Here is a 24,037-nt window from a genome sequence, read left to right as displayed (position 1 = left end):
AGCCAATTCTGCGAACGAATCAGACATTCTTTCGATCGATGGAACACGCTTCCGGCTCCGCCGCCCCCTGATTCGGGCTTGGGACAGGATCCGCCCCATGATCATCCACAACAATAGACCGCTTCGGCTCTCCTGGCAAATGTCACGCGCAACCGTCCGTTTGTTCCCATTGGGGCCTGTCTTCGCGCACCTTTTGGGCTGGGTCCGCTTGCCCGATCCGTTCTTGAATCACCTCCAGCAAACGCTTTTTCTTGATCGGCTTGCTCAAATACAGATTGCATCCTGCCTCCTGGCTGCGTTGTTCCTCGCCATCCAGGGCATGGGCCGTCAAGGCGACGATGAACAGTGGGCGGCGTCCGGTTTCGCGCTCCCATCGACGGATCTGCCGAGTGGCCGTATACCCATCCATGACCGGCATCTGCACATCCATGAACACCAGATCAAAGGACCGTTCGCGTACCAGGCGCACCGCCTCCTCGCCATCCTGGGCCACGGTCAGATGATGGGGGGTCATTTCGAGAAAGGTGCGCATCAGGACGCGATTCTCCTCGGTATCCTCGACCAGCAGGATCTGCTGTTCGGGCGCATCGACGGCAACGGGAGACCTGATCACCGGGGTCGCGGCAGGGGCCTCGACCACGCGCAGAGGCAGCCGGATGTGAAACACGCTCCCCAGGCTTGGATTGCTGACCACCTTGATCGTACCCCCCATCCTGTCCACCAGATGCCGGCAGATGGACAGACCCAGCCCCACCCCTCCATACTGTCGGGTCATGCTGGAATCGACCTGGGTGAAGGCGTTGAAAATGGCCTCCAGATGATTGGCCGGAATGCCAATGCCCGTGTCCTCCACGGTCAGGTGCAGATGGTCCGGATCCTCCGTCGTCACCCTGCAACGCAGCTTCACGGATCCCTGTTCGGTGAATTTGACGGCATTACCCAGCAGGTTGAAGACCACCTGACGCAAACGCAACCGATCACCGAGCACCCAGACCGGTGTGCTCTCCTCCACCATGACCTCCAGACGCAACCCCTTGCCGGAAGCCAACACCTCCAACAGGCTCACCGTTTCTTTAAACAATTGCGCCACGTCGATCGATTCTTCCTTCAACACCATCTGGCCGGATTCGATTCTGGACAGATCCAGAATCTGGTCGATCAACTCCAGCAGATTGTTGCCCGCATTCTGCAATCTGTTCAGATACATCTTTTGTTCATCATTCAGGACCGTATCCAACAATAAATCCCCCATACCGAGCACCACATTCATCGGCGTACGGATTTCGTGACTCATGACCGCCAGAAATTCCGATTTGGCACGATTCGCGGACTCAGCCTGCTCCTTGGCTTTGAGCAATTCCGCCTGGACCTCTTTTTGCAGCGTGATGTCCGTGACAAAGCCATGCCACAGAACTTCGCCCTGGGCATCGCGTTCCGGCATGGAATTTCCGAACAGCCAGCGTTCCTCCCCGTCGTCGTAGCGTACCCGGAACTCTTCGCGCCACATGGACAGCTCTTCCGCCGAGCGCCGTATGGAGCGTTGCACCCGATCGACATCCTCCGGATGGACGGCAGAGAACACGAGATCGGCATGCTTCTGGGCTTGTTCCGGTTCGATGCGGAACAGGTCGCGAATCGCCTCGCTGGCGTAGGGCAGACAATAACTGCCATCCGCGCGTTGTCGGAACTGATAGACCATTCCCGGCAGGCGTGAGGCGATCTTGCGCAGCCGTTGATAGGCTTCGTTCACCTCCCGCGCGGTGCGACGGTTTTCCGCATGCAGGGCGGTCACCACCAGACTGACCATGGCGTGGGTGAGGATGTAGCCGGTCAGGATGATCTGGTCCAGCGCCCCCATCAGATGAAACGGTCCATGACCCGTTGCCGTGCCCCAGGAAGCCATGGCCGCATTCGCCAAGACGGTGAGAGAGGCGCCCGTGATGCCGTGACGCAGGGCAGCCCAGATCACCAGCAGCACCGGAACGAAGCCCAGGGTGGCCATGAACGGGGAGAAGAAAATCAACCAGTTGACGCCCCAGAAGATCAGAATGAAAAGCGCACTTTCCACAGACGAGTCGGACAGGCGTTTCAGGCTGCTTTTCGACAGGGTGAGCAGCAAAGGCGCGACGATCAAGACCCCGAGGGTATCTCCCATCCACCAGGTCAGCCAGGCCTGGACATATTCGTGGGATGGAATCTGACCGCTCAGCCAGAGGATCGTGACGCCATTGCTGGCTGTCACGATCATGCCGATCATGGCGGATACCGTGAAAAGCAGGACATCTTTCTGATATCCGAAGTCCTGATGGAATCCGGCACGTCGCAGGATCCATGCGGTCAGGAGCGGCCCAAGGGTATTGCCTGCCGCGATGCCGCCCGCCACGAAAAAAGGCAGGCCCATGCCCATGTTGATGAGCATGGCCCCGCCGGTGATCGCCGGCCAGAAATGCCTTCCCCAGCGCAGCAGAGCCGTCACGGCAATACCGGTAGGCAGCCAGATCAGGGTGATGTGCCGATCCACATGGGAATGCATGACCAGCCCCAGGTATCCGGATACCGCATAGGCCATCAAAACCAGCCCACCCATGGACAACGGACGTGCTGGGTTCGATCCCCGCAAAGGATTCATGCGCGCCTCCTTTCTCTCCCCAACCGATCGAATCGCGGTTCTGGTATCCATACTTTTCAAGGGGATCGCCTATCCGTACCATGAAACTCCCGAAAGGAGGTCCATGGTACGGGGGGTGAGGGGTGGCTCTCCCCCCATCAGGCAAATTACAGACGTTTCCAAGGCCGAACGGCACCTGAAACGCTTCGAAAAAACGGATGCTCGAGGGGGCCACGCTGGACCGCTCGCACCAGCGACGCCTCGCGCCAGACGCTTATCCCTGCGTCGGCGAGCAGAAATCGGGGATGAAGCGACCCTCAGTCTGATGGTCAATGAACCTCATGCGGCAAGCAGGAATGGCTCTCGGCATCCATTGCAGGGTGACATGGGCTGCTTGACCTGTGTCGGATTGCCGATCATGGCTGCATGATACCACCCGCTTCCGCCGATGCAAACGGCTCTTGAAGCCCTTAACCTTTTGTAGATCAATACCTTTCCAGACAGATGGCCACCGCGAACCCGAACAGGCATCGATCCCTGCTGACCGATTGTGGGATGGATCGGACAGGCTGAGGTCATGACCGAAGACACGCATCCCCGCCTTTCTGTCCTGCAACCGGACGATCCCGAGACCTGAATCGAGCGGATTGCTCATGTCACGGCCCCTCCGGAAGCCGTTTTGCCAGGCCTGCCATCCGACGTGTCGTCCGACATGCCGTCGTCGCTGGCAAGAGGGGGGATGGAGAGATGACGCAAACGTTTCCGCAGTCTCGCCCGTTCCAAAAAATCTCGCTTTCACATTGGGAACGGTGTATCAGTAGAATCATGGCGACCAACGGAGTACCCATACGAACTGTGGGGGACGAAGCAGAGTTATCGGTTCACGGCAATCAAACGGATCGATTACCCGGCAGAGGCGTTGGAAGAATCGATCAACCCGTTTGCCACGGTGACGTTGGCGCCTATCCAGACCAAACAGACCCAACATCGACCCGATGCGCGTTATCAGGCCAAACGTCGTTTGATCCGTCGTTTGTACGAACAGGGTTACGACCGCCAACAGGTGATCGATCTGTTCCGTTTCATCGACTGGGTGCTGCATCTGCCGAAGGCATTGGCCGAACAATTGGGAATGGAAATCATTGCATTCGAGAAGAATCAGAAAATGCCCTACATCTCGAGTATTGAGTAGTTTGGTCATGAAAAAGGGATGAAATAAGGGATGCTGGCCGGTATTCAGCGCGGCGAACAGCGCAGTCGCCAGAAAGGCGAAGTGACCATGCTGACCCGTCAACTCCAACGTCGTTTCGGATCCATTCCATCATGGGCCAGCGAGCGGATCGCCCAAGCCGATTTGCCCTTGTTGGAGGCGTGGAGCCTGCGAATTTTCGATGCGCAGGCTCTTGAGGAGATCTTTTCGGACTGAATTCTGGTGGGGGCGTTTCCGAGGATCATCATCGCCGACAGGCGACCATCGGCATCGGTTTCCGCCCTTCGACCTGGAGAGCCAGAGCATTCGTTCGAAAAGGCTCTTGATCGCGACACCCAAAGTAGGCGCTGAAAGCACATCAGACATGAAGATCTTCGTGGATGCCGATGCCTGTCCGGTGAAGTCCGAGGTGATGCGGGTGGCCGAACGCCATGCGCTCGCAGTCCTCATGGTCACCAACCAGTGGATGCGTCTGCCCGCCCACCCCCTGCTGACCATTCAGGTGGTGACGGGCGGTCTGGACAAGGCCGACGACTGGATCGTGGAACGCATCGAAGCCGGCGATGTCGCCATCACGGCGGACATTCCCCTGGCCGCCCGCTGTCTGGCCAAGGGCGCCCGGGTGCTCGGTCCCACCGGAAAACCCTTCGATGATGACGGCATCGGCATGGCCCTGGCCATGCGCGATCTCAACGCCCACCTGCGCGATGCGGGTGAAATCCGGGGTGGCGGCCCACCCTTTGGCCCCAAGGACCGGTCACGCTTTCTGCAAACCCTGGAAGAGGTCATTCAGGCCCTCAAACGCGGGCGATGATGTGATCGATGCCTGATCGATGCCTGATCGATGCCTGATCGATGCCTGATCGATGCCTGATCGATGCCTGATCGATGCCTGATCGATGCCTGATCGATGCCTGATCGATGCCTGATCGATGCCTGATCGATGCCTGATCGATGCCTGATCGATGCCTGATCGATGCCTGATCGATGCCTGATCTGCCCCCTCCCCTATCCCCTCCCCTATCCCCTCCCTGGTCCCATCTCCGTCACCAACCCGGAGCCGCCCAGTAACCCGGTTCGGGATACTCTCCCCACCCCGCTCCCGCGTTCCGTGGTTGGACATCAAACCAGGCCACTCTTCCCAATCACCCCAGATGACGGCTGCTCAACCGTTCGGCGGCGCGCAGCAACCGTTCGGCAGCCTTGAGCTGGCCATCCCGTCCGGCATCAGCCAGTTGTCGGGTCAAGGCGCTCTTGCCAAAGCCATCGCGCGGGTCGAACGCCCGAACCTGGGGCTTGACGGGTCGAATCCAGCCCTCGCGGGTTTCGGCAAACGCCACCCGCGACACCTCTTCATCACCCTCCAAATCGAGCCAGGCACCGCGTTGCGCGCCCCCTTTCCCCATCTTGATGCGAAACACCGTCACCGCCTCACGACCGTTATTGTCACGGGCCATGACGCGAATCACCACCTCCCCCTTGGCGTCGGCGGGCGGCGAGCCGCTGAATTTCCCGGTTTTGGGATCAAATCGCAGCCATCCGGGCAGTCCGGCACCATTCACCTGCTGCGCCGACAGGGTCACCGTGGCGTTGGCGTCGGTGTGGGCAAAGGCGGTGGGCGGAATTGTCACGTCGATCTTGCCGCCGCCGGTGGTGGTCACCACGTCCGGAATTCCCTTGTTGACGACCAGGGCCGCATCACCCGACGAACCACCCGTTGGCGCCAGCACCACGATCTGGAAGGCCCCCGGGGTGCCGGCCTGGGTCACAGTCCCGGTGATCGGCGGTGGCGGGGGTGGTGTCACCGTCGGGGTGGTGGCCGTGCTGCTGGTGGTGGTGCTCTTGACCACCGTCTCCCCGCCGGTTTTCGGGGTTTGCGGCAGGGTGGTCGGCGGCGGCGAAGAAGAGGAGAAGGTCACCACCGGCGCCAGGCCGTTGGTGTTGAGCGACGGGAGTTCGCCCGTGGCCTGATAGGTCACCACCTGCTCCACAGTGGACGAGGAGGCGGCATTGGTGACCGGTGGCGGGCTCTCAACCGGTGGCGGCGGTGGAGGCGTCGGAATCGGCGCCGGATTGTTGACCGCAATCGTGAAGCTCTGAGAGACGCTGGCTCCGGCCCGATCCATGGCGGTGACCGTGATTGCCTGACTGTAACCGCCGTAAGGCGGAGCCCCCTTGAAGGTGCGGGTGTCGGCCTGGAAGATCAACCAACTCGGAAGCTCCTTGCCATCTCCGGAAAGGGCGGTATAGGTGAGAAGATCACCGCCATCCACATCCCCAAAATCTGCGCCGTCGAACGCAAAACGCTTCTCTCCAACGCCGTTCCAGGTCTGGTTGGCAATCATGTTTTGCACGGTCGGCGCATCGTTGCGTCCGAACAGGGTGATGGTCAGGGTGGCGCTGCTGGTCACCCCGGCCCCGTCGCGCAAGGTGTAGACAAAGGGATCGGTGACCGTTTGCGTATTCAGGCGCAGGGATTGCACCAGAGGATTGTCGTGATCGACCCGATACACGAAGCTGCCATCCGCCTGCACCGTCAAGGTGCCATACAGACCCGCCAGTCCACTGCCCACCGTCCCGGTTTGCCCCGCCTCGACGCGAATCCCCGACACCTGTTTGGTATCCGTGACTCCGTCCGCATCCGTGTCGTTGGTCAAGAGATTGCCCGTGGCATCGCTGCCCGGCGTGCCATTGGCAACCCCACCCGCCTCCACGGCGGTGCCGACATCCTCGAAAGCCAGAGGATTGTCGTTGACCGCCGCGATCTGAATCGCACTCGAAGCCGCGCCGTTGCTCAACGGCCCGTTGGCCCCGGTCACGGCCCGATCCGTGACGTTCCAGGTGATGCCGCGCGTGGCATCGATCACGGTCGGCGTATCGCTCGCGCTCGCAAAGGTCACACCGCGCAACACCGCCTGATACTGGGCCAGGGTCGCCGTTCCGGTCAGGGTCAACCGTCCCGTGGCGACATCATAACCGCCGCTGATCCCATGGGCCTCGGTGAAAGCCAACAGATCGCCACTGGTGAGACCCGTGGCAATGGTCACCACCGCGCCAGTCAATTGGGTATCGTCCGGATCGAAAAGAGTCAGGGTGGCGTCGATCACCTTGGCTGCATCGTTCTCGGTGTAGGCAAGCGTCCCGCCGGCGGTCACCACCGGCGCATCGTCAACCGCCGTCACGTCGATGGTCGAGGTAACGCCGCTGCTCGTCTGGACGCTGGTGTTGTCCGAATTGGCATCCGTGACCGCCCAGGTCACCGTCCGGGTGGCATGCGTCGCGGTGGGATCCTCGCTGCTGGAGACAAAGGTCACCGTTCGCAGCGCCGCCTGATACTGGGCCAGGGTCGCCGTCCCGGTCAGGGTCAGCACCCCGGTTGTCGCGTTGTAGCTGCCCGAAATCCCGTTCTGGGTCGTCAGGGCCAGGGTATCGCCGCTGGTCAAACCGCTGCCGATCGACACCGTGGCCCCGGTGATCTGGGTATCATCCACATCGGCGAGGGTGATGGTGGCGTCGATCACCTTGGCTGCATCGTTCTCGGTGTAGGCAAGCGTCCCGCCGGCGGTCACCACCGGCGCATCGGCGGTGGCGGTGAGGTGGATGGTCGAGGTGACCCCGCTGCTCGTCTGGACGCTGGTGTTGTCCGAATTGGCATCCGTGACCGCCCAGGTCACCGTCCGGGTGGCATGCGTCGCGGTGGGATCCTCGCTGCTGGAGACAAAGGTCACCGTCCGCAGCGCCGCCTGATACTGGGCCAGGGTCGCCGTCCCGGTCAGGGTCAGAACCCCGGTTGTCGCGTTGTAATTGCCCGAAATCCCGTTCTGGGTCGTCAAGGCCAGGGTATCGCCGCTGGTCAAACCGCTGCCGATCGACACCGTGGCCCCGGTGATCTGGGTATCATCCACATCGGCGAGGGTGATGGTGGCGTCGATCACCTTGGCTGCATCGTTCTCGGTATAGGCAAGCGTCCCGCCGGCGGTCACCACCGGCGCATCGGCGGTGGCGGTGAGGTGGATGGTCGAGGTGACCCCGCTGCTCGTCTGGGCGCTGGTGTTGTCCGAATTGGCATCCGTGACCGCCCAGGTCACCGTCCGGGTGGCATGCGTCGCGGTGGGATCCTCGCTGCTGGAGACAAAGGTCACCGTTCGCAGCGCCGCCTGATACTGGGCCAGGGTCGCCGTCCCGGTCAGGGTCAGCACCCCGGTTGTCGCGTTGTAGCTGCCCGAAATCCCGTTCTGGGTCGTCAAGGCCAGGGTATCGCCGCTGGTCAAACCGCTGCCGATCGACACCGTGGCCCCGGTGATCTGGGTATCATCCACATCGGCGAGGGTGATGGTGGCGTCGATCACCTTGGCTGCATCGTTCTCGGTATAGGCAAGCGTCCCGCCGGCGGTCACCACCGGCGCATCGGCGGTGGCGGTGAGGTGGATGGTCGAGGTGACCCCGCTGCTCGTCTGGACGCTGGTGTTGTCCGAATTGGCATCCGTGACCGCCCAGGTCACCGTCCGGGTGGCATGCGTCGCGGTGGGATCCTCGCTGCTGGAGACAAAGGTCACCGTTCGCAGCGCCGCCTGATACTGGGCCAGGGTCGCCGTCCCGGTCAGGGTCAGAACCCCGGTTGTCGCGTTGTAGCTGCCCGAAATCCCATTCTGGGTCGTCAGGGCCAGGGTATCGCCGCTGGTCAAACCGCTGCCGATCGACACCGTGGCCCCGGTGATCTGGGTATCATCCACATCGGCGAGGGTGATGGTGGCGTCGATCACCTTGGCTGCATCGTTCTCGGTGTAGGCAAGCGTCCCGCCGGCGGTCACCACCGGCGCATCGGCGGTGGCGGTGAGGTGGATGGTCGAGGTGACCCCGCTGCTCGTCTGGACGCTGGCGTTGTCCGAATTGGCATCCGTGACCGCCCAGGTCACCGTCCGGGTGGCATGCGTCGCGGTGGGATCCTCGCTGCTGGAGACAAAGGTCACCGTTCGCAGCGCCGCCTGATACTGGGCCAGGGTCGCCGTCCCGGTCAGGGTCAGCACCCCGGTTGTCGCGTTGTAGCTGCCCGAAATCCCGTTCTGGGTCGTCAAGGCCAGGGTATCGCCGCTGCTCAAACCGCTGCCGATCGACACCGTGGCCCCGGTGATCTGGGTATCATCCACATCGGCGAGGGTGATGGTGGCGTCGATCACCTTGGCTGCATCGTTCTCGGTATAGGCAAGCGTCCCGCCGGCGGTCACCACCGGCGCATCGGCGGTGGCGGTGAGGTGGATGGTCGAGGTGACCCCGCTGCTCGTCTGGACGCTGGTGTTGTCCGAATTGGCATCCGTGACCGCCCAGGTCACCGTCCGGGTGGCATGCGTCGCGGTGGGATCCTCGCTGCTGGAGACAAAGGTCACCGTTCGCAGCGCCGCCTGATACTGGGCCAGGGTCGCCGTCCCGGTCAGGGTCAGAACCCCGGTTGTCGCGTTGTAGCTGCCCGAAATCCCGTTCTGGGTCGTCAAGGCCAGGGTATCGCCGCTGGTCAAACCGCTGCCGATCGACACCGTGGCCCCGGTGATCTGGGTATCATCCACATCGGCGAGGGTGATGGTGGCGTCGATCACCTTGGCTGCATCGTTCTCGGTGTAGGCAAGCGTCCCGCCGGCGGTCACCACCGGCGCATCGGCGGTGGCGGTGAGGTGGATGGTCGAGGTGACCCCGCTGCTCGTCTGGGCGCTGGTGTTGTCCGAATTGGCATCCGTGACCGCCCAGGTCACCGTCCGGGTGGCATGCGTCGCGGTGGGATCCTCGCTGCTGGAGACAAAGGTCACCGTTCGCAGCGCCGCCTGATACTGGGCCAGGGTCGCCGTCCCGGTCAGGGTCAGCACCCCGGTTGTCGCGTTGTAATTGCCCGAAATCCCGTTCTGGGTCGTCAGGGCCAGGGTATCGCCGCTGGTCAAACCGCTGCCGATCGACACCGTGGCCCCGGTGATCTGGGTATCATCCACATCGGCGAGGGTGATGGTGGCGTCGATCACCTTGGCTGCATCGTTCTCGGTGTAGGCAAGCGTCCCGCCGGCGGTCACCACCGGTTGATCGTTGACCGCGCCCACCACCACGTTAACCGCCACGGCACTGGCCGAAAAGGTATGGGTGTCATGGGCCTTGACCGTGAAAGCTCCCAACGTGCCGTTGGCGTTGGATGCCGGAGTCCAGACCAGGGATTCACCCGTGGCAAGCATCGTCGTTCCCGCCACCACGGACACACCGCCCTTGGTGAGGATGCCGCTCGAAACCGTCTCGATCCGGAACGAAATCGGATCGCTCTCGGCATCCGCCTCGTTGGCCGCCGCCGCCAGATCGGCATAGGTGATGGTGAAGGCGGTGTCCTCCGTGGCCCCGGTCAGATTGGAAATGGTGGTCAAGGTTGGCGCAGCATTGTCGTCGTCGGTCAGGGTGCCGGTGCCGGTCGCGGTGCCCAGGGTAGCATTCGAAGCATTGCTGAGCGTGGCGGTCAGGGTCTCGTTGCCCTCGGTGGTGGTATCCCCGGCCACGGTGACGGTGAAGGTTTTGCTGGTCTCCCCTGCCGCAAAGGTCAAGGTGCCGGTGGCGGCGGTGTAGTCGGTCCCGGCGGTGGCCGTGCCGTTGGCGGTGGCGTAATCCACCGTGATCGTCTTGCCCGAGGCCGCGCTTAACGTCACGGTATAGGTCAGGGTGGTGGTCCCGCTGTTGCCTTCGCTCACCGTGGGACTGTCGATCGATACCGTGGGCGGGTTGTCGTCGTCGGTCAGGGTGCCGGTGCCGCTGGCCGTGCCCAGGGTGACGTTGGAGGGGTTCGAAAGGGTGGCGGTGAGGGTCTCGTCGGACTCGTCCGTGGTGTCGCCGGCCACGGTGACGGTGAAGGTTTTGCTGGTCTCCCCTGCCGCGAAGGTCAGCGTGCCGGTGGCGGCGGTGTAGTCGGTCCCGGCGCTGGCCGTGCCGTTGGCGGTGGCGTAATCCACCGTGATCGTTTTGCTGGATGCTGCACTTAAAGTCACAGTATAGGTCAGGGTGGCGGTGCCGCTGTTGCCTTCGCTCACCGTGGGACTGTCGATCGATACCGTGGGCGGGTTGTCGTCGTCGGTCAGGGTGCCGGTGCCGCTGGCCGTGCCCAGGGTGGCATTGGAGGGGGTCGAAAGGGTGGCGGTGAGGGTCTCGTCGGGCTCGTCCGTGGTGTCGCCGGCCACGGTGACGGTGAAGGTTTTGCTGGTCTCCCCTGCCGCGAAGGTCAAGGTGCCGGTGGCGGCGGTGTAGTCGGTCCCGGCGCTGGCCGTGCCGTTGGCGGTGGCGTAATCCACCGTGATCGTTTTGCTGGATGCGGCACTTAAAGTCACGGTATAGGTCAGATTGGTCGTGCCGCTGTTCCCTTCGGTCACCGAGGGGCTGTTGATCGACACCGTGGGCGGGTTGTCGTCGTCGGTCAGGGTGCCGGTGCCGCTGGTCGTGCCCAAGGTGGCATTGGAGGGGTTCGAAAGGGTGGCGGTGAGGGTCTCGTCGGGCTCGTCCGTGGTGTCGCCGGCCACGGTGACGGTGAAGGTCTTGCTGGTCTCGCCCGCAGCAAAGGTCAGCGTGCCGGTGGCGGCGGTGTAATCGGTCCCGGCGGTGGCCGTGCCGTTGGCGGTGGCGTAGTCCACCGTGATCGTCTTGCCCGAGGCGGCGCTTAACGTCACGGTATAGGTCAGGGTGGCGCTGCCGCTGTTGCCTTCGGTCACCGTGGGACTGTCGATCGATACCGTGGGCGGGTTGTCGTCGTCGGTGAGGGTAATGGTAGATTGCTGGGCGCCGCTTTCGATCGCGCCACCCCCGCCGGTGACGTTGCTGATGTCGAGGATGACCGTTTCATCCGCCTCATCCAACGTGTCCTGAACCGCCGTGATGGTCGCCGTGCCGGTGGTTTGATTCGCCAGGATGGTGAGGGTGGTGGACGACAGGGTGTAATCCGTGCCCCCGCCGGTACCCGTGCCGCTGGCGGTCAGGGTGACGGTGGTGTCGGTGGTGGTGGCGGCGCTCAAGGTGGCGGTGACAGTGGCGATGCCGGCGGCCTCGGCGATGGTGGCGTTGTTCACCGACAGGGTAACCGTGGGGTTGACGGCAACCAGGGTCACCGTCGCCGCACGGTTGGGCGTGGCGCTGGCGTTGGCGCTGCTGTTGTCGGTGATGCCGGTGATGGTGACCACGCGGGTGCTCGCGGTGGTCGGCGCGTTGCTGGAGTTGCGATAGGTGATGCCGTCCACCAGGGTGGTCATGGCCGCATCGCTCAACGACAACCCGGTCAGGGTCACCGTCGCCGTCCCCGCCGTCACCCCCACCGCCGCCGCGCCACCCGACACGCCGACGCTGTTGCCATTGGTCAACGCCACATCGGTTCCATCGATGGTCAGATATTCGATGCTGTCCGCGACGTTGGTCACGGTCAGGGTCATGCCGGTGAAGTTCTTCCCGGACTCGTTGGTGGAGGCCGACACCGTGCCGAACAGATCCACCGCCGATCCACCCTCGGTAAAGGTCGGCGTGGCGCCCGTGGCGGTCAGGGTTGGGGCCGGGTTGTCGTCGTCGGTGAGGGTGCCGGTGCCGGTCGCTGTGCCCAGGGTGGCATTCGAAGCATTGCTGAGAGTGGCGGTCAGGGTCTCGTTGCCCTCGGTGGTGGTATCCCCGGCCACAGTGACGGTGAAGGTTTTGCTGGTCTCCCCTGCCGCAAAGGTCAAGGTGCCGGTGGCGGCGGTGTAGTCGGTCCCGGCGGTGGCCGTGCCGTTGGCGGTGGCGTAGTCCACCGTGATCGTCTTGCCCGAGGCGGCGCTTAACGTCACGGTATAGGTCAGGGTGGTGGTCCCGCTGTTGCCTTCGCTCACCGTGGGACTGTCGATCGATACCGTGGGCGGGTTGTCGTCGTCGGTCAGGGTGCCGGTGCCGCTGGCCGTGCCCAGGGTGACGTTGGAAGGGTTCGAAAGGGTGGCGGTCAGGGTCTCGTCGGGCTCGTCCGTGGTATCCCCGGCCACGGTGACGGTGAAGGTCTTGCTGGTCTCCCCTGCCGCAAAGGTCAGCGTGCCGGTGGCGGCGGTGTAGTCGGTCCCGGCGGTGGCCGTGCCGTTGGCGGTGGCGTAATCCACCGTGATCGTCTTGCCCGAGGCCGCGCTTAACGTCACGGTATAGGTCAGGGTGGTGGTCCCGCTGTTGCCTTCGCTCACCGTGGGACTGTCGATCGATACCGTGGGCGGGTTGTCGTCGTCGGTCAGGGTGCCGGTGCCGCTGGCCGTGCCCAGGGTGGCATTGGAGGGGTTCGAAAGGGTGGCGGTGAGGGTCTCGTCGGACTCGTCCGTGGTGTCGCCGGCCACGGTGACGGTGAAGGTCTTGCTGGTCTCGCCCGCAGCAAAGGTCAGGGTGCCGGAGGCGGCGGTGTAGTCGCTGCCAGCTGTCGCCGTGCCATTGGCGGTGGCGTAATCGACGGTGATGGTTTTGCTGGATGCGGCACTTAACGTCACGGTATAGGTCAGATTGGTCGTACCGCTGTTCCCTTCGGTCACCGAGGGGCTGTTGATCGACACCGTGGGCGGGTTGTCGTCGTCGGTCAGGGTGCCGGTGCCGCTGGTCGTGCCCAGGGTGGCATTGGAGGGGTTCGAAAGGGTGGCGGTGAGGGTCTCGTCGGACTCGTCCGTGGTGTCGCCGGCCACGGTGACGGTGAAGGTCTTGCTGGTCTCGCCCGCAGCAAAGGTCAGGGTGCCGGAGGCGGCGGTGTAGTCGCTGCCAGCTGTCGCCGTGCCATTGGCGGTGGCGTAATCGACGGTGATGGTTTTGCTGGATGCGGCACTTAACGTCACGGTATAGGTCAGGGTGGCGCTGCCGCTGTTGCCTTCGCTCACCGTGGGACTGTCGATCGATACCGTGGGCGGGTTGTCGTCATCGGTGAGGGTGACGGTCTGTTGTTGCGTGCCGCTCTCGCTCGCCCCACCGCCGCCACTGACGTTGGTAATATCGAGAATCACGGTCTCATCCACCTCATCCAGCGTGTCTTGAACTGCCGTGAGGGTGGCGGTTCCGGTGGTATTTCCGGCTAAGATGGTGATGGTGGTGGTGGAGAGCGTGTAATCGGTGCCCGATCCGGTGGCCGTGCCCGTGGCGGCGATGGTGACCGTGGTGTCCGAGGCCGCAGCGGCGCTCAACGTGGCCGTGACCGTGGCGGTTCCTGCCGCCTCGGCGATGGAGGCGTTGTTCACCGACAACGAGACGGAGGGGCCGCTGGTGATGTTAAAGTCATTGCTCCATGTGTATCCTGAACCAACACCGAGGCTGTAGGTGTTGGTGTTGTCTCCCACCCAGTTGGCAGCATTAAAAATTGCCGATCGCAGTTGAGATACGGTTCCGGACGTGATGCCGTTGTATCTCATATTGTCAAAACCATAATTGCCGGTGCCAAACGCTCCGACAGTGTTGGTTGCACTGGTGTTGGCAACATTATTGCCCAGAGAGAATCCGGATGTGCCATCAACCACGCCTGAAGGTTTGTAGCTTGACGATGAAACAGTTAAGCTGGTGGAGCCTCCTTGCCAACCACCAACGCCGGAGAGGGAATTGTTTTGTTCATTGGTGAAGGCGAGCAGCCATGTTGCCGAGCTGGCTGCTCCTTGGGTACCAGAGTATATGAACAGTTGATCTCCTGCCGATTGCCAGTTGTTGCCGTTGGCATCAGGAGAGGTAATTGTTCCGTAATCATCCAGCCCGGTTAATGCTCCGCTTACGCCTTTGAGTGTTTGGGTGAGAACTTTTCCGGCAGGGACAGTTGATGTCACTGTCCAGGTTATTTGGGAATCTCCAGTCAACGTGTTATTGTTACTGTCAACAGTAAAAAACTCACCCGTATTTTGTATACCAGTGTCGGTAATATGGAGGACTGTCCCAACGCTGATCTCCTCCAGCGCCACAAGAGAGAAATAGTCCGGATCTGTCGAATCGGCGTTGAATCCGATGATCAATAATGTACCGGCATGAATGGTCGGAGCCGGGTCATCATCGGTGATGGTGACGGTCTGCTGTTGCGTACCGTTTTCGGTCGCCCCGCCGCCGCCGCTGACACCGGTGATGTCGAGAATGATCGTCTCACTCCCTTCGTAGGTTGAATCCTGTACCGATGTGAGGGTGGCGGTTCCGGTGGTATTTCCGGCTAAGATGGTGATGGTGGTCGAGGAGAGCGTGTAATCGGTGCCCGATCCGGTGGCCGTGCCCGTGGCGCCGATGGTGACCGTGGTGTCCGAGGCCGCAGCGACGCTCAACGTGGCGGTAACCGTGGCGGTTCCTGCCGCCTCGGCGATGGAGGCGTTGTTGACCGACAGGGTGACCGTAGGGGGCGGGGGCGTGGTCAAGGTGATCAGATCCACGGCGCGGCTGCTGCTTCCGTCCGAGCCGGTGGCGGTCAGCACCAGGTCATATTCACCTGCGCCAGATGATCCTGTTCCGGTGATGGTGGCGGTCACGGTCACCGAACCGTTCTGTGCCACGTTGCTGTCCGAGGTTTTGTCCAGTGTGACGTTCCAGCCGGTGGGCGCGCTGACGCTGTAAGAGAGGTTCTGGGTACTGCCATAGTTGGTGACGATGTAGGTCACCGAAACATTGCTGCCATTGATGTTGGCGGTGTTGCCCCCCGTGGCCACCACCGCGCCGGCGGTGAAACTCTCGAAGGCCGAAACCGTCCACGAGGAACCGGCGGTCAATGACGTCTTGTCCCACTCCATGGCATAGCCGTTATCGGTTGCGGCATTGCTGTCGATGGCGTCGGTGAGTCTGGGATCGGTAGCCAGAAGGTTGTTGATGACAGAACTGTAAATGCGCGATTCGTAGTGGCTGGGGGTGGTGATGCCGATCAGGGCGATCCGTTGCGTCTCCCCGCTGGCGGTTTTGGTCACACCGACGGTGTTGGTTCCGGAACTCCAGAACCCGGCGCCCGCATCCCCACCCGAAAGATAGGTATCGGCATACTGGAACAGCCGCAGATCGTTGATCGTCGAACCGCCGTTGTTGGTCACCGTCCAGTCATAACGGATGTAGGGATCCGTGGTGGTGGCCAGGGTGATCTTTTGGCTGACGGTGAGATTCCCCGCGCTCCAGGTGGTGGTGACATCCGTGGCGGTGGCGGTTTGGCCGGTCAGGGGGGCGATGGTGCCAGGAGCGTACCAGGCCGCACCCAAAGTGGGATCGCTGGTGAGCGCCGGCCACAGGCCATACGCGCCACTGCCGGTGTAGAGCAGGCTGCCGGTGGATTGAAACGGGGGGTACTCGTATTTTTGATTGACCCAACTGGAGCCATCGTAACGATAGACCAAAGGGGAACCTCCGACCACCACCACCTTGAGGTTGCCAGTGGCCGCCACCCCGCCCAGGGTGTCGCTTGGGGCGACATACAGGGAACCCGTGCCGGTATTGCTGGCGCCACCCCCATCGGTGGCGGTGACGGTGATGGTGCGTTGCGCCGTGCTGGGCGTGGTAGAGCTGTTTTCGTAATACAACTCGGCCAACAACTGCGCAGCCAGATCATTGGTCATGCTGGCGTTGAAGGTGAAGGTCAACGTGGAGGAACCGGTCACCTGGGAAGCGCTGGCGGTGCCCACCTGGGTGGCGCCACTCATCAGCTTGTTGCCGTTGCTGTCCACCCAAAAAGAGGTGCCACCCGGATTGCTGGTGGGCAGATAGATCCGGTCGGTCGCTTCGCTGTTGGCCGAAAGTCGCACCGTGACCGAACCGCCGTTCCAGGCGGCATCGCCGTCCGGATCGAAAATCCGATGGTTGGTCGGAAGCAACGGCACCGGCGTGCCATCGGCGTAGAGGGTGGTGCCCAGCATGCGCATCAGGGGATTGGCGACGTTGCTGACCGTGAGCGGCTTGTTGGTGAGAGAGGTATCCCCGGAGGTTACCGCGGTCAACCAGTCGTCATTGGTTGCAATCGTGAAGGTGTCTCCGCTCGTGGCGGTCGTGCCGTTCTTGCAGAGCAGGCGATCTGCGGCCAGTTTGTCGTTGTTGAGCAGGGTCACGCTGAAGCTGGTGGAACTGGTGATCTCCACATCGCTGGTCCAGTCGAAACTCCAGCTCTCTCCGTTCTGCCCGGTGATGACAAGCTTGGAGACATCCACGTCCGCGCCGCTGGCGTTGGCAGTGAAGCTGCTGCCGGTGACCACAAGCGCGCCGGTGTTGGCGTCGTAGGTCGCCGAGGAGATGTACAGCTCGTCATCGGTGATGGTGCCGGTGCCGGTTGCAGTGTCCAAGGTGGCGTTGGTTGGGTTGGTCAGGGTGGCGGTAAGGGTTTCGTCCCCTTCGGCAGTGGTATCCCCGGCCACGGTGACGTTGAAGGTCTTGCTGGTCTCGCCCGCAGCAAAGGTCAGGGTGCCGGAGGCGGCTGTGTAGTCGCTGCCCGCTGTCGCCGTGCCGTTGGCGGTGGCGTAAGCGACGGTGATCGTTTTGCTGGATGCGGCACTCAAAGTCACGGTATAGGTCAGATTGGTCGTGCCGCTGTTCCCTTCGGTCACCGAGGGGCTGTTGATCGACACCGTGGGCGGGTTGTCGTCGTCGGTGATGGTGACGGTCTGTTGTTGCGTGCCGTTCTCGGTCGCCCCACCGCCGCCACTGACGTTGGTAATATCGAGAATCACGGTCTCATCCACCTCATCCAGCGTGTCTTGAACTGCCGTAAGGGTGGCGGTTCCGGTGGTATTTCCGGCCAAGATGGTGATGGTGGTGGAGGCAAGCGTGTAATCGGTGCCCGATCCGGTGGCCGTGCCGGTGGCGGCGATGGTGACCGTGGTGTCCGAGGCCGCAGCGACGCTCAACGTGGCGGTAACCGTGGCGATTCCTGCCGCCTCGGCGATGGAGGCGCTGTTCACCGACAACGAGACGGTGGGGTCTGAGGAAATGACGGTGAAATTCAGGAAAGTGGCAGAGGTGAGGGCAGTTCGCTCAAAGCCAAGCAAGATACCAAAAATCTCCCCATCCTGGTCCTTGAATGCCCCTTCGCTGAAACGCAAATAATAAGATGTTCCGCTGACAAGATCATTGGCCGGATTGATGGTGATGGTCGATGTGCCACCTCCTGTGACCAGAGCGGAATTTGTGGCGATTGTTTCGACAACTGTATTGTCTGAACTGCGGACAATATCCATGGTCCCAGAACCACTGGTGACACTTTCACTAAAGTTCAATACCAGATTCCCGGATGTTGAAAAATTGGTTGTATTATCGGCTGGGGTTGAAGAGGTCAAAGTCGGTGGAGAAGCTGCCTGAGAAAAATACTCGAAAGATGCAGCCGACATGCTGGTGGAAGAGGACCATACGCGCACGAGATCCAGATCGCCATCATTGTCATAGTCTGCCGGACTCAATAAACCGATTCCCACAGACCCAAGATTGATCCCATTGAAAATGCCGCTCGTAAAGCCCGATGTGCCAGCCAGGAGGTCAGTAAAGACCCCTGAACCGTTATTTGTCAGTAAATGTATGCCTGTACCCCAGGTGTTGGTGGTTTGATAAACGACATCGACATCTCCATCCCCATCAAAATCGCCAGGAACCCAACGGGTGGAGGAACTCAGCGTTGCCGTTGTTCCATTCATGGTCGTGGATGAGGTGAAATAAGTGCTCTTGTTTTCAAAATACTCGAAAGATGCAGCCGACATGTTGGTGGAAGAGGACCATACGCGCACGAGATCCAGATCACCATCATTGTCATAGTCTGCCGGGTTTAACAAACCGGCACCCACAGATCCAAGATTGATCCCATTGAAAATGCCGCTCGTAAAGCCCGATGTGCCAGCCAGGAGGTCAGTAAAGACCCCTGAACCGTTATTTGTCAGTAAATGTATGCCTGTACCCCAGGTGTTGGTGGTTTGATAAAGGACATCGACATCTCTATCCCCATCAAAATCGCCAGTAACCCAACGGGTGGAGGAGCTCAGCGTTGCCGTTGTTCCATTCATGGTGGTGGATGAGGTGAAATAAGTGCCCTTGTTTTCAAAATACTCGAAAGATGCAGCCGACATGTTGGTGGAAGAGGACCATACGCGCACGAGATCCAGATCACCATCATTGTCATAGTCTGCCGGATTTAACAAACCGGCCCCCACAGATCCAAGATTGATCCCATTGAAAATGCCGCTCGTAAAGCCCGATGTGCCAGCCAGGAGGTCAGTAAAGACCCCAGAACCATTATTTGTCAGTAAATGTATGCCTGTACCCCATGTGTTGGTGGTTTGATAAAGGACATCGACATCTCCATCCCCATCAAAATCGCCAGGAACCCAACGGGTGGAGGAGCTCAGCGTTGCCGTTGTTCCATTCATGGTGGTGGCATTTGACCAGCTTGCCGTTAATATATCAGTATAATCTGCCTGTGATTCTTCAGCAATGACAACAGATGATTTTATTTCTCCTATGGTTTTTTCAAAAATCCAATTGCCTGTATCGCCTTTTCCTCCGGTATTGTCTGTAGACGCGGCAACATCGGCTCCAGTTTCCAAAGCAAGGGTGTTGAGAAAATTGGTTCCATTCACACCAGCAGCGACATCGCAACCATAGATCAACAGATCACCATCCGACTTAAGGGCATGACCAATAATCGTCAGTTCCGCATGGATCAATGTCGTGGCAATAGAATTGTTGGTTAAAGAGTCGGTACCAAGGCGGATTGTAGCTTCTGAGCCGTGCGACAGAAGGTGTATGGCATCGTAGCCTGAATGGGTGTCAGCCCATTGGGTCAGTTGCGCCAGACCGGATTGAGCGCCATCGATCAATACCACCTCCACCCCGGCCCGCACCCCGTTGACCAGTATCTGGTAATCGGCCACCGAGGTGTCGATGAACGCCACCTCCTTGCGCCCCTGGTTCTGGCTTGGATCCACGCCACGCACCTCGATCAGTGCCGGGTGAACCTCGGTGGCGGGTGCGACGCTTTGGGCGGAGTCGCTCGCGGTGTCGTGCCGAACATCCGCCGGGGCGGCATCATGGGCGGGATCGTGCCCGGAATCGACCAGCGTGGTCACCGCCGCGCCGTCGAACATCAACCTCGGCTCCAAAGCCAGACAACCCGCCAGAAAGAAACGATTCTTCATGACTTCTCCCGTCAAACACCATTTTTATTGGCCGTTTCATCAAGAAAACAAAGGGGAAACCTGAAATACGGTTGTCTTATGAAAACATGGATCGAAGGCGCCACCCATCCGAGTCAACCTTCCAGCCTTCCCAGGAGCTGTTGTCAATCATCTTCCACCAAGCCCTCACTTCACACACGGCATGCGCGGGGCGATCTGAGGCAAGGGGCCCAAGCTGGACAACCCGCCGGCAAACAGAAATTTGTTCATGGGATCACCAGTCCCGCGCGATGTCAGGGGCAGAGCATTTTGTGGAATGATAAACAAAGTGAAAACGATATCCACAATAAATACTATAAGCATAGACCAGAAAGACAGGCCATGCAAGCAAACACATCGACAATCCATGATCAATATATGAAATACGATTTCTTGGAATGCTGATCAGGAGTGATCATCAAGGGCCTTGCAGGCCGGTTTTTACGGGGACAAGGGGGGGAGATCGAGACCATTAAAGAATATTGTCACATGAGACAACCGTTGAGTTGGTATCAAATAAGACACAATTCGTCAGAATCAGCCCAATTCAGTTGAAAACAATTTGATACCATGCAAGATGGTTTGATTCATCCTGTGGAACGATTCGCACAACATAAACATCAGACAACGACAGGCCATCCAGGTTCAAACGGCACAAGCCATCGGTCAAGGGAGGCGCGGAGAGGGGGGAGGTGAGCAGGAGTGAAAAAGGGATGCGTCGTTCCGGAGCATGGCGACAGGGCATGGCGCGCGGGTTCTCGGTCACCTCTTCGACCTGAACCGGGATATCCAGACCGGAAGGGGTGGTCATGGTTCCGGATTGGTTGAGCAAGGGGGTGAAATCGGTGGCGCGGAGGGTGTCGAGCATAGGGATGATCCATTCCTTGCTGGGGCGTAACGGTTCTCAAGCGTCATCATGCGACGCGCATTGCGACGCGCCGCATGATGATCAGACAGAATCTATTGGGATGTTGGGAACACTCCACCCAAGGCGATGCAGAAATTGAGCGCCAGATAGGGATTGAGCAGTTTGACCGACGCTCCCCCACCGGCGGTGCCAACCGCGACCGTGCCCCCGGTGATTCCGCCCCCACCGCCGGAAACCGTGACCCCGGCCAGGTTGACCGGGTTGGTGAGCGTGCCAGACCACATGGTCAGACTGTCACCATTCATTGACTCCACCGGACCCAGATAGGCGTGGGTCGCATCCGGGCTGGATTGATTCCCGGTCGTATTCTTGGAGACGTTCACCGTCACGGAGACGGGGGATCCGGACCCACCCCCCGTGCCGGTGAAGGTGGCCGGATGGCTGTGGATTGGCATTTGAGCCAAGTTGAGCGATACAGTCTCGTTGCCACCATATTGCGCGAACGGGTAAACGGACGCATTGGCGCGCTGTCCCGCGCCAACGATCATGCGTCCACGCAACTCCGGAACCGCGAAGTTGGAGATCCCGTCTCCGCCATAGGCCTTGCCGAGCAAGGAAAACAGGCCGTTGTTTTGGGCAATCGTCAGCAATTGCCCATGACAGAAGGTCCAGTTGTAGGGGGCGAAGGCGTAAGGAAACGGCAGTATCATACCCAGAAACGGTTCAGCCATGGTGAATCTCCTTTGGTTCAAGTTGATGAGCGGATGGATCAACGGTTCACCGGACGACCTTGGCGCAGCAGGCTTGGCAACCACACCAACTGCTCCATCACGGCGTCAAGGGAGACCCGCTGGAAACCCAAAGAGACATAAAACTGCCTGGCCTCTGGATTGAGACGCCAGACACACAGGGTCAACGGGGTCTTGACCTGTTCGGCGGCCCGTTGCAACGCCTGCAGCACCGCACCCCCCAATCCGCGCCCCTGAACGGCTGGAATCAGGGAGATATCCAGAATGCGCACCTCCTGCTCCCCGAACAGCACCATCACGCGTCCGATGCGATCGCCGAGTTTTTCGACGATGAAGGTGAAAGCGTCCGGATGGCTCTCCCCATATCCGGATGTCTGGGCCTGTTGCTGGAAATCGATCAACGATTCGATACGCTCATGCTCCGCATCGACAAGACGCAGATCCCAGCGCGTCGAACGGTACAACGAGGCCAGGAAAGCCGCATCCGCGCTGGTCGCCGGACGCAACCGCAATCCCTCGGGCAGTGACTGGACACCTGGAAGCATGTGGCTGATTCTCCCTTGCCTTCATCGGATGGATGGGACTCCTGGTCGCATGCACCCCCCAGCCTCCATTGCATGTTTGCTACAAGATGGGAGGATGCTTTGCGCTTCGATGGTCAGACATCACCAGGGCGAGACACACCACCTTCCATGTTGCATCGGTTCACCCTGCGTCTTTTCCGGCGCGCACAGACCGCATCTGTCAGTTGTTTTTCGGGTCCACACATTTGCGCTCTCAAGTGAATGGAAACATGATATTAAAGATCATGACGCACCCGAAGAGGCCAACAAATCTGGATACCGTATCAATATTAGCTGTTTTGAATGATACATGGCAAGGAATATATCAAGAGAACGATTAAAAATTGTAATATATTCTACCGCTGCCATGATGCTTTAAGCAGCATCATTTTAATGAATTAAGATATTGATGGAGTCGCAATTCCGCCTTCCCAGGATTAAAAACCGGGGCACATGTCCAGCGGGCGCGCTTCCGGCGTGGTCGCGATGGAAGGGGATAAGCGCCACGCACCCATCCGATCCACTCTCTGAATGGGATTGCGGTGCGACACACGGATGGTCTGGGAGATTTCCGGGCAGGTCGTTGACGCAGGAGGCGTCAAGGAGAGTGATCTTTGAGACATCTTTCCTGCCGTGAAACTCCGGCAAGGCCGTTCCACGACAGGGGGAAGAAGAGGAGATCCCCGCCATCAGGCAGGTTTCCCGTGGAACGTCCGCAAACCCGCTCCACGGACAAAAAGACCAAGGGACAACGCCCTTGGTTTCCACCGGGGGCGATCATCGCCCCCGGCACCTTGCAATCGTGCGATGGCAATCCATCAGCAGGCCATGTCCAACCTCATCCCCACGCGCCGCGCGCCGCCTCCGCAGGGAGCAGGCAACGGCGCAACCAGGGGGGTGGATTGCCGAGCAGCACCTGACGCAACTGCTCCAGCCACTGCTCCGGGGTGATGCCGTTGGCCACCCGGATCGGCAGCACCCCGGCGCGACTCACCCGCGCCGCCGCCGGCCCGCCGATGGCATTCACCACCAGGATCCGACAATCGCGGATCTGTTCCAACCGTCCGGCCACCTTGTCCCCGCCCTCCCCTGGCACGGGCACGACCCGGGAGGTCAAACGCCGGGTCGAACCAGGCGCCACATCGTGAATCGTGAACCGGGAGCAGCTGGCAAAATGGCCCTCCGCGCCCCCATCCAGGGTGTCGGCAATGGCCACCCGCACCACCCCAGCCGGCGGCTGGGCGGCGATTTCAATCGGCTGGTCGTCCAGGTCGTCGCGCGCCTCGTCCGCCAACTCCGTCATTGCGGCCCCAGACGCCGCCTCGCCGGTCAACCAGCGCAGCGCCCCTTTCACCTTCTTGCCGTTGATCCCCGGCAACGTCTCCTGCAACAAGGGCCGCAACAGACAGGGAGTCACCTTGGACAACCGTTCCGGATCCTCGGGCCGATCCTGGCAGAGCGCCTTGAGATGCCCCAACAACGCCTCGACGCTCAAGGGGGCCAATTCGAGGGCGGCCTGACGCAAACGCCAGTCGAACTCTTCGGCTGGCAAACGGGATGGGATCATGGTCGTCTCCTTTAAGCTCCAACCTTTACCGTGGAACGCCCGTCAGGGAACTCCACGGTAGGGGTGAGGGGGATCTCCCCCCATCATGCAAGTTAAAGAGGATTGCAGGAGTCCCCCCCGGCACGCCGTCAGGCATGCCGGGGGGCTGCGGTCACAGTTTGCTCACCCGCGCGGTCAACGGCAACTTGGGCCGGGCGGGCAAGGGGGTGAGAAAGAATCGTTCGCCATTGGCCAGACTCAAGGTGCCACCCCACTGTTCGTCCCCGTCGAACTCGATGCCGTTGACCACGGCCTCCAGATCCTTTTTCGGCACGTAACAGAGAAGCTGTCCCTGATCGTTGCGTCGCAACATGATCTCCGGCATCG

The 24,037-nt window shown here is 60.7% G+C and carries 13 protein-coding genes and 1 pseudogene; 5 read left to right on the top strand and 9 right to left on the bottom strand.

Features of this window, described 5'->3' with window-relative positions; translation table 11 throughout:
- Positions 1–142 precede the first annotated feature (142 nt).
- Both ACOY6C_RS02965 and ACOY6C_RS02960 read right to left on the bottom strand, forming a co-directional pair.
- Positions 143–2,629 (bottom strand): MASE1 domain-containing protein, encoded by a 2,487-nt coding sequence (locus ACOY6C_RS02965; RefSeq protein WP_420903987.1) that lies wholly within the window; start codon positions 2,627–2,629, stop codon positions 143–145.
- Between the two features lie 253 nt (positions 2,630–2,882).
- Complete coding sequence (locus ACOY6C_RS02960) at positions 2,883–3,263, bottom strand: hypothetical protein (protein WP_420903986.1); 381 nt, start codon at positions 3,261–3,263, stop codon at positions 2,883–2,885.
- Between the two features lie 264 nt (positions 3,264–3,527).
- Between ACOY6C_RS02960 and ACOY6C_RS02955 the strand changes: the two genes are divergently transcribed.
- The 3 genes from ACOY6C_RS02955 (at position 3,528) to ACOY6C_RS02945 (ending at position 4,632) form a co-directional block, all read left to right on the top strand.
- The gene (locus ACOY6C_RS02955; protein WP_420903985.1) at positions 3,528–3,800 is read left to right on the top strand and encodes a hypothetical protein; all 273 of its coding nucleotides are present in this window, start codon (positions 3,528–3,530) and stop codon (positions 3,798–3,800) included.
- A gap of 30 nt (positions 3,801–3,830) precedes the next feature.
- A complete protein-coding gene (locus tag ACOY6C_RS02950; protein WP_420903984.1) occupies positions 3,831–4,034 on the top strand; it encodes a DUF4351 domain-containing protein in 204 nt (67 codons plus the stop codon).
- A gap of 148 nt (positions 4,035–4,182) precedes the next feature.
- Entirely contained in the window at positions 4,183–4,632 is a 450-nt protein-coding gene (locus tag ACOY6C_RS02945; protein WP_420903983.1) for a YaiI/YqxD family protein, read from the top strand.
- Between the two features lie 331 nt (positions 4,633–4,963).
- On the opposite strand, the gene ACOY6C_RS02940 is transcribed toward ACOY6C_RS02945, so the two are convergent.
- On the bottom strand, positions 4,964–17,962 hold the full coding sequence (locus ACOY6C_RS02940; RefSeq protein ID WP_420904253.1) for a Calx-beta domain-containing protein: 12,999 nt from the start codon (positions 17,960–17,962) through the stop codon (positions 4,964–4,966).
- Between ACOY6C_RS02940 and ACOY6C_RS02935 the strand changes: the two genes are divergently transcribed.
- Positions 17,868–18,083 (top strand): hypothetical protein, encoded by a 216-nt coding sequence (locus ACOY6C_RS02935; protein WP_420904264.1) that lies wholly within the window; start codon positions 17,868–17,870, stop codon positions 18,081–18,083. The genes ACOY6C_RS02940 and ACOY6C_RS02935 overlap by 95 nt on opposite strands.
- Positions 18,084–18,148: 65 nt before the next feature.
- On the opposite strand, the pseudogene ACOY6C_RS02930 reads toward ACOY6C_RS02935, so the two are convergent.
- Positions 18,149–19,612: pseudogene (locus ACOY6C_RS02930) on the bottom strand (DUF4347 domain-containing protein); the annotation flags it as partial.
- On the opposite strand from ACOY6C_RS02930, the gene ACOY6C_RS02925 reads away from it, so the two are divergent.
- Positions 19,532–20,329 (top strand): hypothetical protein, encoded by a 798-nt coding sequence (locus ACOY6C_RS02925; protein WP_420904263.1) that lies wholly within the window; start codon positions 19,532–19,534, stop codon positions 20,327–20,329. The pseudogene ACOY6C_RS02930 and the gene ACOY6C_RS02925 sit on opposite strands and share 81 nt — an antisense overlap.
- Before the next feature lie 142 nt (positions 20,330–20,471).
- Here the strand turns inward: ACOY6C_RS02925 and ACOY6C_RS02920 are convergent, their stop codons facing one another.
- From ACOY6C_RS02920 to nifT, 5 genes are all read right to left on the bottom strand, one after another.
- Positions 20,472–20,792 (bottom strand): DUF6916 family protein, encoded by a 321-nt coding sequence (locus ACOY6C_RS02920; protein ID WP_420903982.1) that lies wholly within the window; start codon positions 20,790–20,792, stop codon positions 20,472–20,474.
- Between the two features lie 92 nt (positions 20,793–20,884).
- Positions 20,885–21,523 (bottom strand): phage tail protein, encoded by a 639-nt coding sequence (locus ACOY6C_RS02915; RefSeq protein WP_420903981.1) that lies wholly within the window; start codon positions 21,521–21,523, stop codon positions 20,885–20,887.
- Positions 21,524–21,561: 38 nt separating this feature from the next.
- Positions 21,562–22,086: a GNAT family N-acetyltransferase gene (locus ACOY6C_RS02910; RefSeq protein WP_420903980.1), complete on the bottom strand. Its 525-nt coding sequence runs from the start codon at positions 22,084–22,086 to the stop codon at positions 21,562–21,564.
- 856 nt (positions 22,087–22,942) lie between these two features.
- A complete protein-coding gene (locus ACOY6C_RS02905) occupies positions 22,943–23,671 on the bottom strand; it encodes a NifB/NifX family molybdenum-iron cluster-binding protein (protein ID WP_420903979.1) in 729 nt (242 codons plus the stop codon).
- Positions 23,672–23,822: 151 nt separating this feature from the next.
- Positions 23,823–24,035: a putative nitrogen fixation protein NifT gene (nifT, locus tag ACOY6C_RS02900; RefSeq protein ID WP_420903978.1), complete on the bottom strand. Its 213-nt coding sequence runs from the start codon at positions 24,033–24,035 to the stop codon at positions 23,823–23,825.
- Positions 24,036–24,037: the final 2 nt, after the last annotated feature.

This window comes from Candidatus Magnetaquiglobus chichijimensis, assembly GCF_045865675.1.
Taxonomy (GTDB): Bacteria; Pseudomonadota; Magnetococcia; order Magnetococcales; family Magnetaquicoccaceae; genus Magnetaquiglobus; species Magnetaquiglobus chichijimensis.
This window is presented reverse-complemented; position numbering and strand designations above follow the sequence as displayed.